This window comes from Halobacillus locisalis, from assembly GCF_013694105.1.
GTDB classification, from domain to species: domain Bacteria; phylum Bacillota; class Bacilli; order Bacillales; family Halobacillaceae; genus Halobacillus; species Halobacillus locisalis.
On the sequence record NZ_JACEFG010000001.1, the window covers coordinates 709,718 to 724,317 of the forward strand.

General features: G+C 42.6%; 17 protein-coding genes. 2 read left to right on the forward strand and 15 right to left on the reverse strand.

All coding sequences use genetic code 11. The features are described 5' to 3' along the window. Positions 1-2 precede the first annotated feature (2 nt). The 8 genes from H0266_RS03760 to H0266_RS03795 all read right to left on the reverse strand — a co-directional run bounded on the left by H0266_RS03760 (position 3) and on the right by H0266_RS03795 (position 5,739). Positions 3-362, reverse strand: coding sequence for a response regulator (locus H0266_RS03760; protein ID WP_181471032.1), 360 nt, complete (start codon positions 360-362; stop codon positions 3-5). Between the two features lie 12 nt (positions 363-374). Further along, complete coding sequence (locus tag H0266_RS03765; protein ID WP_181471033.1) at positions 375-812, reverse strand: Na(+)/H(+) antiporter subunit B; 438 nt, start codon at positions 810-812, stop codon at positions 375-377. A gap of 64 nt (positions 813-876) precedes the next feature. After that, positions 877-1,581, reverse strand: coding sequence for a cytochrome c biogenesis CcdA family protein (locus H0266_RS03770; protein ID WP_181471034.1), 705 nt, complete (start codon positions 1,579-1,581; stop codon positions 877-879). A 119-nt stretch (positions 1,582-1,700) separates the two neighbouring features. Beyond that, positions 1,701-1,925 carry a YneF family protein gene (locus H0266_RS03775; protein ID WP_008640348.1) on the reverse strand — a complete coding sequence of 75 codons (225 nt, stop codon included), beginning with the start codon at positions 1,923-1,925 and terminating at the stop codon, positions 1,701-1,703. A 73-nt stretch (positions 1,926-1,998) separates the two neighbouring features. Further along, entirely contained in the window at positions 1,999-2,424 is a 426-nt protein-coding gene (gene sirA / locus H0266_RS03780) for a sporulation inhibitor of replication protein SirA (protein ID WP_181471035.1), read from the reverse strand. 150 nt (positions 2,425-2,574) lie between these two features. Continuing rightward, a complete protein-coding gene (gene tkt, locus H0266_RS03785) occupies positions 2,575-4,578 on the reverse strand; it encodes a transketolase (protein ID WP_181471036.1) in 2,004 nt (667 codons plus the stop codon). Between the two features lie 179 nt (positions 4,579-4,757). Continuing rightward, positions 4,758-4,991 (reverse strand): DUF896 domain-containing protein, encoded by a 234-nt coding sequence (locus H0266_RS03790; protein ID WP_181471037.1) that lies wholly within the window; start codon positions 4,989-4,991, stop codon positions 4,758-4,760. A 64-nt stretch (positions 4,992-5,055) separates the two neighbouring features. After that, a complete protein-coding gene (locus H0266_RS03795) occupies positions 5,056-5,739 on the reverse strand; it encodes a YneB family resolvase-like protein (protein ID WP_181471038.1) in 684 nt (227 codons plus the stop codon). Between the two features lie 322 nt (positions 5,740-6,061). Here H0266_RS03795 and lexA point away from each other — a divergent pair, with 322 nt between their 5' ends. Continuing rightward, positions 6,062-6,685: a transcriptional repressor LexA gene (gene lexA / locus H0266_RS03800; protein ID WP_181471039.1), complete on the forward strand. Its 624-nt coding sequence runs from the start codon at positions 6,062-6,064 to the stop codon at positions 6,683-6,685. Between the two features lie 450 nt (positions 6,686-7,135). Here lexA and glnA read toward each other — a convergent pair whose 3' ends face one another. From glnA to miaA, 7 genes are all read right to left on the reverse strand, one after another. Beyond that, positions 7,136-8,467 carry a type I glutamate--ammonia ligase gene (gene glnA / locus H0266_RS03805; protein WP_181471040.1) on the reverse strand — a complete coding sequence of 444 codons (1,332 nt, stop codon included), beginning with the start codon at positions 8,465-8,467 and terminating at the stop codon, positions 7,136-7,138. A gap of 24 nt (positions 8,468-8,491) precedes the next feature. Continuing rightward, positions 8,492-8,896: a MerR family transcriptional regulator gene (locus H0266_RS03810; protein WP_181471041.1), complete on the reverse strand. Its 405-nt coding sequence runs from the start codon at positions 8,894-8,896 to the stop codon at positions 8,492-8,494. Positions 8,897-9,009: 113 nt separating this feature from the next. After that, positions 9,010-10,245, reverse strand: coding sequence for a methionine gamma-lyase family protein (locus H0266_RS03815; protein WP_425484284.1), 1,236 nt, complete (start codon positions 10,243-10,245; stop codon positions 9,010-9,012). A gap of 34 nt (positions 10,246-10,279) precedes the next feature. Continuing rightward, the gene (gene hflX, locus H0266_RS03820; protein WP_181471043.1) at positions 10,280-11,515 is read right to left on the reverse strand and encodes a GTPase HflX; all 1,236 of its coding nucleotides are present in this window, start codon (positions 11,513-11,515) and stop codon (positions 10,280-10,282) included. Between the two features lie 75 nt (positions 11,516-11,590). Beyond that, a complete protein-coding gene (locus tag H0266_RS03825; protein WP_246363730.1) occupies positions 11,591-12,553 on the reverse strand; it encodes an AAA family ATPase in 963 nt (320 codons plus the stop codon). Positions 12,554-12,652: 99 nt separating this feature from the next. Next, the gene (gene hfq / locus H0266_RS03830) at positions 12,653-12,877 is read right to left on the reverse strand and encodes an RNA chaperone Hfq (protein ID WP_089652336.1); all 225 of its coding nucleotides are present in this window, start codon (positions 12,875-12,877) and stop codon (positions 12,653-12,655) included. 28 nt (positions 12,878-12,905) lie between these two features. Further along, the gene (gene miaA, locus H0266_RS03835; RefSeq protein ID WP_181471044.1) at positions 12,906-13,853 is read right to left on the reverse strand and encodes a tRNA (adenosine(37)-N6)-dimethylallyltransferase MiaA; all 948 of its coding nucleotides are present in this window, start codon (positions 13,851-13,853) and stop codon (positions 12,906-12,908) included. A gap of 311 nt (positions 13,854-14,164) precedes the next feature. On the opposite strand from miaA, the gene H0266_RS03840 reads away from it, so the two are divergent. Then, positions 14,165-14,524, forward strand: a complete 360-nt coding sequence (locus tag H0266_RS03840; protein WP_181471045.1) for a helix-turn-helix domain-containing protein — start codon at positions 14,165-14,167, stop codon at positions 14,522-14,524. The last annotated feature ends 76 nt before the right edge of the window (positions 14,525-14,600 follow it).

The following is a 14,600-nucleotide window of genomic DNA, read 5'->3' on the forward strand; positions in this document are numbered from 1 at the left end:
GTCTAACTTAACACACGTTCAATCGCGTCAAGCACGCGTGTTTCGTCAAAGGGTTTGACGATGAAGTCTTTCGCTCCATGTTCAATCGCCTCTACGACCATCTTTTGTTGTCCCATCGCAGAGCACATGACGATGTTCACATCACTTGAGGATTCTTTAATTTTCTTCAGGGCTTCGATACCATTCATTTCAGGCATCGTAATATCCATCGTAATCAAGTCAGGTTGAAGGGAATGGCATAAATCCACTGCTTCTAAACCATTCTCTGCCTCCCCCACGACTTCGTGGTTCCCCTTTTGTAATATGTTCGTCAATGTCATGCGCATAAATTTAGCATCATCGACGACTAATACCTTAGCCATGAACGCTCCCCCTTATCTCTCTTCCCCACGGTCATTCGCTATTGTGAGAATAATCGTCATCGTGACACCAATTACCGTTAAGTACACCCCAAGGTCAAATAGTAGTGCAGTAGCCAGTTCCGTTTTCCCTAATACAGGAAGCTGGAAATAGGCAAAGGTCTGACTTAGGAACGGTTCACCGAAAATAAAAGAACCGATGCCTGTAGCCACGGCGATGATCAGTCCTACTGGAATGACGAAACGGAAATTAATAGGGAGAATCTTCTGCAACGAGCGGAAGCCATAAGCCATATACATGAGGACGAACGCAGCGGATGTCATTAGACCTCCAATAAAGCCGCCCCCTGGCTTGTTGTGCCCTGCGAAGAATAAGTAAATCGAAAACCCTAAGAGTATGAATGCGATTAAAGTCGTTGTTGTTCTGAGAATAATGTCATTTGTTCGGGTCATACGTATACTCCTTTTTTGATTTCAATACTCTTATCATATTACAAAAAAACAGAAAAATCCATGATTAGAACCCTTGAAAGTTAAATACTCCTGCAAGATAAGAGGTAAGCTTCGTCATCCAATCAAAGTAAAGAGCCACTCCGATGAATATCATGACGTATCCCCCCACTTTTACTATGGTTCCACTGTAACGTTTGATCCAGTTCAATTTGCCAATAAAGAAGGACAAAAGTAAGAAAGGAATGGAGAAACCAAGAGAATAGGCAACCATCAAAACAAAGAATAGATCCGGCTGATCGGCACCTAAGCCGATAACGGCACCTAGAATAGGTCCCATGCATGGTGTCCATCCGAGTGAGAATGTCAGTCCAATTAAAAAGGAACCGAAATAGCCCACGGGGCGGTTCTTAAACGTGATTTTACGATCTCTCATTAAAAAATTGAAATTAAAGATGCCTGTGATCACTAGACCGAAGAAAACCATCAAAAGGGCACCTAACCTGCGAATAATCGTGTCGTTCTGAATGAAAAATTGCGAGAAATAAGATCCTGTCAAACCGAGAATTAAGAAAATCGTAGTAAAGCCGAGCAGGAATAGAATAGTGTGAATCAAGCTTCTTCTTTTCAACATACCATTGTCTTCCTTCAATTCGCTAACACTCATGCCCGTTATGTACGATAGGAATGCTGGAAACAGCGGAAGCACACATGGAGAGATGAACGACAAAAAGCCCGCTCCGAATGCTAGAAAAATGTTTACATCAGACATAAATAGTCCTCCAATACTGTTCTAGAATTTCATTGTATCAAATTCATTTGAGAAAAACGATGAAACATCTGTGAACAATGGAAAAGCCCTCTTCCTAATTAGGAAAAGGGCTTTTGTAATCATTTCATTTGATTGTTCATGGAACGCATCATCTGATTGATTTTCTTTTGTGATGGTTTCTGTCCCATCTGCATCATTAATGTGCGTAGCATTTGTTCATTAATTGGCGGGTTCTTTTTCAAATAGTTCATCATATATCTTCTTGCGATGAAAAAGCCTAAAGCGACTCCACCGACAAGGGTTAATAGTGCAATGATGATTACCCATACAATCCCCAAAGTCATGTCTTCGTCTTCCTCCTTCGTGTTGTCTCCCATAACAGTATAGTAAAACACCTACAGAAATACAATAGACGTTTTACAAGAGTAACCGCTGACCTGCTAGCGGGGAGAGCCACCCGTAGTGTTCCCCTTTCGTTTCAATGATATAAAACGAGTGAGATGACCTACGAAGAGGTTCTAACACCATCGCTTCTGCTTGCCAAAGATTCTCACACTGAAAAAGACAACAATAGTTCTTATTATCCATTATACCATAGGAAGAAGAAGATTTTAAGAATGGAACATCGTGACTTAAGCTTCTTTTCACTCCTTCTTTGAGTGGTGAGTGTTTGACTACCCATTCATGAAAAGGAAAAGATTCCGTAATGTAAAGAAGCTGACGAACATGTGCGATTGATTCAGGCCTCTGGATCAGTTCTAAGAAAAATCGCTTCATTAAATCTACTTTATAATAATATCTTTCCGCGATTTCTTTGCGGATCGAAAATACCACCATTTGCATTCGCCTTCACTCCTTGTCCGTATTATATCGATTCACCGGAATGAAATTTGTCACTTTATGAATGGAAAGGGGTACGAATTTTGTCAGGTAGCACAAGCTCCATACAAATAAAAAACAAGCCACTAGAAACTAGTGACTTGTCCAAATTTATTAATTCATTAGGCTTTCTGCATGTTTCACTACATTTTCGACAGTGAATCCGAAGTTTTCAATCACCGTATCCCCTGGTGCTGAAGCACCGAACGTATCGATTCCAATAATGGAACCGTCAAGTCCTACATAACGTTCCCAACCGAAGCTGGCTCCCATCTCCACAGCTAGGCGTTTACGTACGCTAGAAGGAAGGACTTGTTCCTTATACGCTTTGTCTTGCTGATTGAAGCGGTCGAAGGATGGCATGCTCACAACGCGAACATCATAGCCTTTTGTCTTCAGCTCTTCTCTAGCTTGAACGACTAATTGTACTTCAGACCCTGAAGCAAGTAGAATAGCATCCGGCTCTTCCTTATCTGAGTCAGCCAGTATATAACCACCACGCTTCACACCTTCGTACGCGTGTTCCGCTGTACCTTCTAATGTAGGCAAGCCTTGACGTGTAAGCACAAGTGCTGTTGGGTGGGATTCTGATTCAAGGGCTAGCCTCCATGCGGCACTTGATTCATTTCCGTCTCCTGGACGAATGACAGAAAGGTTCGGCATCGCACGAAGCGAAGATAATTGTTCTACGGGTTCGTGTGTAGGACCGTCTTCCCCTACAGCAACAGAGTCATGCGTGAATACATAATTCACAGGAAGTCCCATCAATGCTGAAAGACGTAATGCTGGACGCAAGTAATCACTGAATACGAAGAATGTTCCACCGTACACTTTCAATCCCCCGTGAAGTACCATGCCGTTCATAGCAGCAGCCATAGCGAATTCACGCACACCGAACCAAATGTTACGGCCAGCATAGTTCGCTTTGGAAAAGTCTTCTTCATCTTTAACAGCTGTTTTGTTGGATCCTGCCAGGTCGGCACTACCACCAAACAAATTAGGAACGACTTTGGAAAGGGCGTTGATCGCTTCTCCAGATGAAGCGCGAGTTGCTAATTTATCTTCTCCTGCTTTGTAAGTCGGAAGCTCTTCGGTCCAACCCTCAGGTAGTTCGCCATTCATAGCTGCTTCAAACTCAGCTGCTAATTCAGGGTGAGCTTCTCGATATTTTGCAAGCATATCGTTCCACGCGGCTTCTTTTTCTTCTCCGTTTTTTTGAACCTTGTCTTTGAAATCCTGATAGACTTCATTCGGAACGTGGAATGGTTCATGGCCCCATTGGTAGAACTCTTTAGCAGATGTCGCTTCTTCTTCACCTAATGGCGCACCGTGAGAAGCAGATTTTCCGGATTTGGTAGGAGCTCCGTAACCAATGACTGTTTTCACTTCAATCATAGTAGGCTGATCTGTATTAGCTTTTGCCTGTTCGATCGCTTTAGAAATTTCTTCTGTATTTGTACCGTCTTCCACGCGGATGACCTGCCATCCGTAAGCTTCGTAACGCTTTTCAACGCTCTCGCTGAATGAACGGTCCAAATCACCATCAAGCGAAATGTCGTTGGAATCGTAAAGTACAATCAACTTTCCGAGGCCAAGGTGTCCAGCAAGAGAGGCAGATTCTTGCGAAACGCCTTCCATCAGATCTCCATCACCACAGATTGAGAAAGTGTAGTGATCGACGACGTTGTAGCCTTCTCGATTATATTTAGCTGCCAAGTGGGCTTCTGCCATTGCCATACCCGTGGCCATGGAAATCCCTTGACCTAATGGGCCTGTTGTTGCCTCAACACCATCTGTGTGGCCGAATTCCGGGTGGCCTGGTGTTTTAGAGTCCCACTGACGAAAATCTTTCAAATCATCAATGCTTACGTTGTAGCCGGAAAGGTGCAAAAGGCTATATAGAAGCATAGAACCGTGACCTGCTGAAAGGACAAAACGGTCGCGATCGAACCACTTTGAGTTATTCGGATTGTGATTCATAAAATCGGTCCAGAGCGTATACGCCATTGGCGCCGCTCCCATCGGCATACCCGGGTGTCCAGAGTTTGCTTTTTCTACTGCATCGATCGTTAATGTTCGGATTGTATTAATGGAAGTTTGTTCAAGGCTGTTTGCCATAGTTAAACAGTCCCCTTTCTATTCTGGTATGTACCAAGTATTATCCTATAATGAAAACAAAAAAGAAACAAGCACGGGCTCTTAATTTTCAACAGATGACTAGTACTGTCGATTATTTTCACCTACTCTGTGAAAAATAAACAAAGAATCCGTACTAAGTGAAGTACGGATTCTCCCATTTAATGTTTTCGCTCATTCTCCTGCATTTTTTTAAGCTTGGCGGGTGTCACGTCATTCCCGGCCGGATCAACGACCGTTACACCTTTAAGCTGGTTTTTAAATGATTTACGAGCATTTTGCAAATACTCTTGTCGCAATTTTTGCTGTTCTTCTTTCTCAGCTTTCGACAGATCTTCTTCTTTAGATTTATTGGCAAGCTCGTTTATACGATTTAATTTATCTTGTGATAACATAATCAAGCTCCTTTGTGTAATAGTGTCCTTTTCATTAAGTCATTCCAAAGGAAAAAGACAAGAATCATTGACTCTTGTCTTCATAATCGTAACGGTTATTCGCTTTTTTTTCAAGTGAAACATACTCCTGGTACCTGCGATGGACAGTTGCTTTTGACACGTCATACCCAAGCCCTCGAAGCGTAGCCGCAATATCTTTGAAAGTAAGTTTACTATTCCGTAAACGTACGACTTCCTCAATAGGAAACTCTATGCGCTCTCGCCCAGGAGCAAGATGTTGATTAGAGAGATTTGCTGCAGGATCGAACCCGTTATCGACAGCCTTTTTCATCCCTCTTCGAATCTTCATATTATGTATTTTTCTTTGGTATTCCTCAACAATCCCTACAATTTGAAGGACCATTGAGTCTGATTCTGAAAACTCAAGTTTTCCTTCGTGAGATAAACAATAAATTTGAATACCAAGCTTATTTAATTGATGGAACAAGGCAATTTTAGTGTTCCCTCTACCTAACCTTGTCTCATCCTGGATTAAGAGTGCATCAGCTTCATCCTTAGAGAAGTAGTCGAGCAAGCGGAAAATACCGTCCCGTTCAATTTCGTATCCGCTTGCCTGCTCCTCTATACAATCCACAACTTCCATGTTGTGGGCTTCGGCCATATTCGTCAGCTCAGCTCTTTGTCTCCTTAATGAAGAAACTTGTGCTTCTTTTTCTGTACTTACACGACAATATAGGATAACTCTCATGATGTCTGGTCCTCTCTACTTAAACTACTCCCTAGCATAATATATGTTAGCCGCTAGTGACCATCGAAAAGTATAGAAAAGCTAAACTCGCTACAAACAACACCATATACGTGACATCTAGTTTTGATAGCTTATTAAACATCAATAGACCCTCCATTTTGAGAACGAACGTTCCTAAGAACTTCTGTTCGCCTTTGTTTGTATCTCCATTATATACGAACGTATGTGCTTGTCAACCGTTTTATTCGAACGCGTGTTTGTATTCTTATTCTATGCATGGTACAATGTGGTTACTATAAATCTATGTACGAGGTGTGAATCTATGAGTAAACTTTCAAAGCGGCAGCAAGAAATCTTAGATTATATTAAAGAACAGGTCATGTTAAAGGGCTACCCGCCTTCCGTAAGGGAAATCGGGCAATCTGTTGGACTCGCTTCGAGTTCAACGGTTCACGGACACCTATCAAGGCTTGAGAAAAAAGGTTATATTCGTCGTGACCCTACGAAACCAAGGGCTATCGAAGTCATCGAACTAGAAGAAGACCAGAGCATTCCTCGTAGCGAAGCTGCTTATGCGCCTGTTATAGGTAAAGTTACAGCAGGATCACCGATTACAGCTGTAGAGAATATTGAAGAATACGTACCACTTCCCAGCAATTTGGCTGGATCAGAGGACAACACGTTCGTCTTGATCGTACAAGGGGAGAGTATGATTGAAGCAGGCATTTTAGATGGGGATATGGTCGTTGTGCGTCAACAACAAACCGCTCAAAACGGCGATATTGTCGTAGCAATGACCGAGGACGAAGAAGCGACGGTAAAACGCTTCTTCAAAGAAAGAAACCACATCCGTCTACAACCCGAGAATGCCACAATGGATCCGATTATCATCAATGATGTATCGATTCTAGGCAAAGTTGTCGGTCTGTATCGAACGGTGCATTAAACCAAAAAAGGTCTTACGTCTAAGCGTAAGACCTTTTTTGGTTAATTTCCTAATTATTGAATATGATTGACAATGCTTTGGATTTCACGCAATGATTGGAACAATTACGTATTTTCTATGAAGGATCAAGTGTACATTTTCCATATTGTTTAGGTACATATCGCTCCCTTGCAAAACTTCATTTGCATACTCCGCTGCTTCATTTACATAATTCTACGTGTTATTCATGTCCTTTAAAAGCGATCACCCACTAAGAAACAGACTCGAAATCATCATGACAAAAAACACCTCGAGCTTTCCCTCATCCGTCTGCCCCCCTTTTTTTCTTTACATAATAAATTATTCGTAAATCGAAAGAGCTTTATCTTCACTCTATATGAGTCTAAGGATAAACTTGGTTTCCTAGCTACAAAAAAATCCCCCTTCTTTTAAAAGGGGGATTCTCATCTATTAATACGTTTGTAAGTATTGCTCGCGTTCCCATGGGTGGACTTGAGTACGGAACATGTCCCATTCGATTTCTTTTGCTTCAATAAAGTGTTCGAATAGATGTTCGCCAAGGGCATCAACCATCGTTTGATCTTTTTGCAACTCAACAAGCGCATCGTAAAGCGTTGCCGGCAAATCTTGTACACCGTGAGCTTCACGTTCTTTTTTGTCCATAACATAAATGTTACGGTCAACAGGAGCTGGAGCTTCTAATTTGTTTTCAACTCCGTCTAGTCCTGAAGCTAACAACACAGCCATCGCCATATATGGGTTAGCAGCTGGGTCTACACTACGCACCTCAATACGTGTGCTTAAGCCACGTGAAGTCGGTACGCGAATCAACGGACTACGGTTCTGACCAGACCAAGCGACGTAACATGGCGCTTCATATCCAGGCACAAGACGTTTAAATGAATTGACCGTAGGGTTTGTAACCGCAGTAAAGTTTACGGCATGCTTGATAATGCCTGCTGTGAACTGATAAGCGACTTCAGATAGTTGATCTTTACCTTTTTCATCGAAGAAGGCATTGCCATTCTCATTGAATAAGGACATATTCGCGTGCATACCGGATCCGTTTACACCGAATAATGGTTTTGGCATGAACGTTGCGTGTAGGCCGTGTTTACGAGCAATCGTTTTTACGACGAGCTTGAATGTCTGAATATCGTCACAGTGTTTGACTGCATCCGCATATTTAAAGTCGATTTCGTGCTGTCCTGGAGCAACTTCATGGTGAGAAGCTTCGATTTCAAAGCCCATTTCTTCGAGCTCAAGCACAATATCGCGACGGCAGTTTTCACCAAGGTCTGTGGGAGCAAGGTCGAAGTATCCACCTTTATCATTCAGCTCCATCGTCGGCTCGCCTTTTTCATCTAGTTTAAACAGGAAAAATTCAGGCTCTGTTCCAATATTGAACGCAGAGAACCCAAGCTCCTCCATTTTCTTTAAGTTTCGTTTCAAGTTGTAACGTGGGCAGCCTTCAAAAGGTGTTTTATCGGGGTTATAGATGTCACAAATGAATCGTGCGACTTTCCCTTTTTCTGATGTCCAAGGATAGACGACAAATGTATCTAAATCCGGAACTAGATACATGTCGGATTCTTCGATTCGAACAAACCCTTCAATCGATGAACCATCAAACATCATCATGCCATCCAATGCTTTGTCTAATTGACTAAATGGAATTTCTACGTTTTTGATTGTGCCTAGCATATCTGTAAACTGTAGGCGGATAAATTTCACATTTTCTTCATCAATTTTCTTGTAAATTTCTTCTCTGGATAACCCCATAAAACAATGCCTCCTAAAGCAAATTTAATGGAAGAACCTTGATAGTTCCCCTTGACGAATACCTAGCTTACCTTGACTTCCCGCTGTGAAAAGTTCTTGCTGTAACATGCGACGAAGCTCCTTCTCAGATAATTCATTGTGAACTTCTTCGACACGACCTTCATCGTATGCATCGTTCTCAGGCTTATCCGCTAATCGTAACACTTGCTTGATGCCCGCCATATTGACGCCTTTTTCTACAAGACTCTTAATCTCTAGAAGACGATCAACATCATTGAAAGAAAACAAACGACGATTTCCTTCTGAACGTGCTGGTTCAACAAGTTTATGCTGTTCATAGTAGCGGATCTGCCTTGCAGAAAGATCAGTTAAAGATTGAACAATCCCCATCGGGAACAACGGCATAGAACGACGAATCGAATCACTCATCGACGTGCCACCTCCCCATAAAGAATCATAGTTCAATTATAAAATAAGTAACTTATATGTCAATACGTGTTAGGAATGTTTACACAAATAACTCATGTTGAACCCTATTTCTGTTATCGTGATTGTACGGCATTTTCCCCCACTAGATGACGCACGGCTCTCGTAACCGCGATTTTAACGTGGGCGTACGTTAATCCACCTTGCACAAAAGCTGTATATGGCGGCCGAATCGGACCGTCAGCGGTCAACTCAAGGCTAGCCCCCTGTATAAATGTTCCAGCTGCCATGATGACATCGTCTTCATACCCTGGCATCGGACTAGGGTGTGGAAGAACGTGGGAATTAATAGGCGATCCTTGTTGAATAGCCTGACAAAAACGAACCATCTGTTCACTCGTTGAAAAATTGACGGACTGGATCAAATCCGTTCGCTTGGCATCAAATGATGGATTCGTATCAAAGCCCAATGCACCCAGGAACTTCGCCGTGAAGATAGCTCCTTTAAGAGCCTCTCCTACAACATGAGGGGCAACAAATATCCCTTGATACATTTCTTGCAAGCTATTCAAACTGGCGCCCGTCTCCTTTCCTAGCCCCGGAGCAGTCAACCGGAAGCTGCACTGCTCAATTAAGTCTTCACGACCAGCGATATAGCCGCCTATACGGGCAAGGCCACCTCCAGGATTTTTGATGAGTGACCCTGCAATCAAGTCTGCACCGACTTCAATTGGTTCTTTCGCTTCAACAAACTCACCATAACAATTGTCGACAAAAATAATGACATCGGATTTCCATTCGCGAACAAGCGTAATCATAGACTCTATTTCATCAATCGTGAAAGACGGTCGATCTGCATATCCTTTCGAACGTTGAATAGCAACGACTTTTGTGTCTTGTCCAATCGCCGCTTCAATTGCCTCATGGTTGAATCCGCCATTGTCTTTTAGAGGAACCGAATGATAAGAAACCCCGAAGTCTTTCAAGGAACCGGTATCTTTTCCTTGTTCTTTACCAATCACTTCTTCCAAGGTATCGTATGGCTCTCCGGAGATGTATAACAACTCATCCCCTGGTCTCAACACACCGAATAACGTAGTGGTAATGGCATGTGTACCAGATATCAGCTGAGGACGGACGAGAGCGTCTTCGGCTTTGAATATATCAGCATAGACCGCCTCAAGCGTGTCCCGCCCGAAATCATCATACCCGTATCCTGTTGTAGGGTTAAAGTGAGAATCGCTCACACGGTGCGCCTGAAAAGCATGCAATACTTTCTCTTGATTGTATTCCACCATCTTGTTCACTTGTTTATGTTGTTGTTCGATTGCTTCTTCTGTTTCAGTAATCATAGTCTCAATAGTCATGCTGTTGTTTGCCTACCTTTTATAAAATCTGATGTTTCATTGGATGTTCAGGATGGATATACCCATGCAAGGCGTAGCCTTCTTTCTCTTCGAAAAAGGTCATAGATGTAACCATTGTGTACTGTTTGAATTGTTGGATCCTCTTACCTTCTGATGCCGCCAGGAAGATGTCGTACTCATCCCATTCGTCTTGCAACACCGCTTCAATTTTGTGCATAATCCTCGTCCTGTCAATTGGATCGTGTACACTTACAGTAAGCGACGGATGTGCACTTGGAATGAAATCATTCTCCAAGAGGTCTTTCTTGTTATACACCGTGACAATCGGTAAGTGCGTTGCGTTTAAATCATCAAGCAATTTCAATACCGTTTTTTCTTGTTGCAGATGATCCGGGTGTGAGGCATCCACCATGTGAACAATAAAATCTGCTTCAGTCACTTCTTCTAACGTCGAACGGAAAGCAGCAATGAGTGTCGTCGGTAGATCTTGAATGAAACCGACCGTATCCGAAAGAAGCGCCTGAAAGCCTGAAGGAAGACTTACTTGACGTGTTAGCGGATCCAATGTAGCAAATAATAAATTCTCTTCGAACGAATCACTTTCTGTGACACGGTTAAAGAAAGTCGACTTCCCTGCGTTTGTATAACCGACAATCGCTATTTGGAATGCTCGATTCTCTTTACGGCGTTTCCGGTATTGTTCACGCTGTTTAACAACCGTATCCAACCGGTTCTTTATGTCGTCAATCCTCCTGCGAATGTGGCGACGGTCACTCTCGAGCTTTGTCTCACCAGGACCGCGGGTTCCGATCCCACCTCCCAAGCGGGAGAGCTCTGTTCCTTGGCCGGCCAAGCGAGGCAATAAATATTGCAGTTGAGCAAGTTCAACTTGGAGCTTCCCCTCTTTTGTACGGGCTCGACTGGCAAAAATATCAAGGATCAACTGACTACGATCAATGACGCGCCGTTCTATTTTATTAGAAATGTTGCGTAGTTGGCCGGGAGATAACTCGTCGTTAAAAATCACGAGATCTGCTCCGGCCTCGTCTGCAGCTTCTTTAATTTCTGTGAGTTTCCCTTCTCCGACATATGTAGCCGGGTGGACCCGGTCTCGTTTTTGAGTAAGAATCGTACAAACGTCCCCATTGGCTGTTTCTGTTAACGATTGCAATTCCTCAAGCGACGACTGAAATCGTTCTTCATCTTCGTTCGGGTCTTTACGAGCAACTAATACGACTAATTCTTTTTCCGACATGTTAACACCTTCTCTTCTATACCTTCATCCACATCTATCATATCAAAAAGACCGGCGCAATACATCTTTCTACCATTATAGATAAGGACCTGAGTGATTCATTTCTTCAAAATCGTCCGCTTGCAACGTCATCAGTGTCGATTTTTTAGGGTTCGGACTAATCACAACGCGCCACGCATGCTTCCGTATTGCTTCTTCGATGACATTCCTAACATATCTCGCATTTGAGAAATTATGATAAGAACACGATTTTTTATCAACAAGATGATGATACAATTTCGTTTCAGCATCTCGTGTCATATAATAATCGCGCTCCCGAAGCATACCAGCAGCAATCTGAAGCAGTTCTTTAGCCGTGTAGTCTGAAAACGGAAGCTGGATAGGAAACCTTGACGCTAACCCAGGATTCATAGACATGAATTCATCCATCTCATTTGGATAGCCAGCCAAAATGATGATGAACTGGTCGTGATGATCTTCCATGCATTTCACAATGGTGTCGATTGCTTCTTTTCCGAAATCCTTCTCACCCCCGCGCGCAAGCGAGTAGGCTTCATCAATGAAAAGAACGCCTCCTAGCGCCTTGTGTATGAGGTCTTTGGTTTTCTTTGCCGTATGGCCAATATACTCCCCCACTAAGTCACTTCGGTCTGCTTCTATAAAGTGACCCTTTTCCAGCACTTCGATTTCTCGGAACAATTCGGCAATCATCCGTGCAACCGTCGTTTTACCAGTACCAGGATTACCCTTAAAGATCATGTGCAGCACTTGTGCATTCGATTTCAAACCAACTGCTTTGCGTTTGTTCGAAATGAGCACCTGTGCATATATTTCTTTAACTCTTGCCTTCAAGTCTTCCATCCCGGTAACACTCGAAAAAAATTCATCAATTCGTCTGAATGGAGCTTGCGAATATTCTGCTTCACGTTTAGGAGCTATGGGAATGGACTTCTCCTTCGTTTCGTTCAAAACAATATTAATGGTCGCCGCTTTAGCCTGCGGGTGCATACCGATCCCCTCCTCGTTTCCCTTCATCATACGCAACAAGGAATGCACCTGTGACAAATGCCCAAAAAGTTGAAAACGAGCGCTGAACATCAGCGCCCGTTGTTTTTGTATGCACTTATATCAAAGACTTTATTCTTTATCCAGTGATACATTTTTCACTGGAGCGAACGTCGAAATGGCATGCTTGAAAATCAATTGTTGCTTCCCTTCCGTTTCTAGTAAAACGGTGAAGTTGTCGAAAGCTTTAACTATCCCCCGCAATTGAAAGCCATTGAGCAGAAAGACGGTTACTTGCATACGTTCTTTGCGTAGTTGGTTTAAATAATTATCTTGAATATTTACGGATTGAGCCATGGATCTTCCTCCTCTATTTCTATCTGTATTAGTATCTTTCGATGTCATCTTCCAGCATTCCTGCTAAATCTGCCAAAATTGTTTCAAATTTATCTCGATAATTTGTTTCGGTCACCTCATACCAGTCGACATTCATTTTGTTTCTGAAGTACGTGTATTGTCTTTTCGCATATCTTCGTGAGTTACGCTTAAGCAATTCTACAGCACGGTCCAGAGAATACTCTCCTTTAAAGTACGGGATGAATTCTTTATACCCGATGGCCTTCATTGATTGCCTGTCCTCTAGTCCCTGGTCGTAAAGAGACTTCACTTCCTCAAGCAACCCCTCATCCATCATCTGATCAACTCGCCGATTGATGCGGTTATATAGCAAATCCCTATCCATTTCTAACCCGATCAGAACCGGATGAAAAGGTGATTCATTCGGCTGCTCTTTTTGATGGTCACTCATCCCTTTTCCCGTCGTTTCAAACACTTCTAAAGCACGTAAAACCCTGCGATGGTTATTCGGGTGGATTCTTTCTGCTTGCATTGGATCTTGTGATTTCAAACGCTCATACATAGCATCCATGCCATAGGTTGCCGCTTCAGATTCCAAACGTTCAATCACCTGTTCATCCTTTTTCTCCTCCGAGAATTGAAAATCATAAAGCGTCGCTTGTATGTATAGGCCTGTGCCACCAACGAGGACAGGAAGTTTACCTCGAGCGTGCACTTCCCGAATCAACTGTTGTACAGTCGATTGAAATTCCGCAACGGAGAAATCTTCATCGGGATCTTTCACATCAATCATATGATGCGTAACCCCTTCCATTTCTTCTTCCGTCGCTTTGGCCGTTCCGATATCCATGGAACGATAGATTTGCATGGAATCGCCACTGATGACCTCACCATTATATTTCTTGGCAATTTCCACACCCAACTTCGTCTTTCCTACTGCTGTTGGCCCTACAACAGAAATAACCGTATGCTTCATAAATTCCCCCTCCTTTCATCCTCCATCTATTATACATGAATCCCTCAACCATCATACATCAAGAGCTGAACTAACGTAATCCGTTACTCATACTAACGTAATCCGTTAGTTAAATTCAAAGAATCCGTTAGTTAGACTATCGCATTTCGTTAGTTTGTGATATAGTGATAAAAAGCGCAAAAAGTCTGAATGTTCATGGTAGCCAATGGCCGTAATTTTCCTGGGAAACTTATATGATGGTGACCGAAAGTGAAGCAATCATTCAAGCCGTCGATCGTTTCCTAGAGTTGATAACAAGGAGGCACCTAACAGTGATTCATGAAAGAATTCGCTCGTTACGTAAAGAAAGGCATCTAACTCAAACGATGTTGGCTGAAAAAGTAGGTGTGTCGGCTCAAGTTGTATCAAACTGGGAACGAAATTATACGTCACCAGATTTAGAGGATTTTTCGAAAATCGCTCACGCTCTCCACACAACAGCGGACTATTTGCTCGGTTTGAGTGATCAGAAAGAAGATGAAATGCGCGAAATCAAACAGTTGCTTGAAACAAAAGGATATGACAAACCGGTCTTTTTCGATAAAAAAGCTTGGTTCGGTATTCAGCCTGATGAGATCAAACAAATTGATAATTACTTTAAATTTTTACTTCAACAAAAGCATATTTCTTAGCTACTTCACATAAGAAATCTCCCGTTAACCATTGATTTGGTTAACGGGAGATTTTTCATACCACGACCTTGTTCAT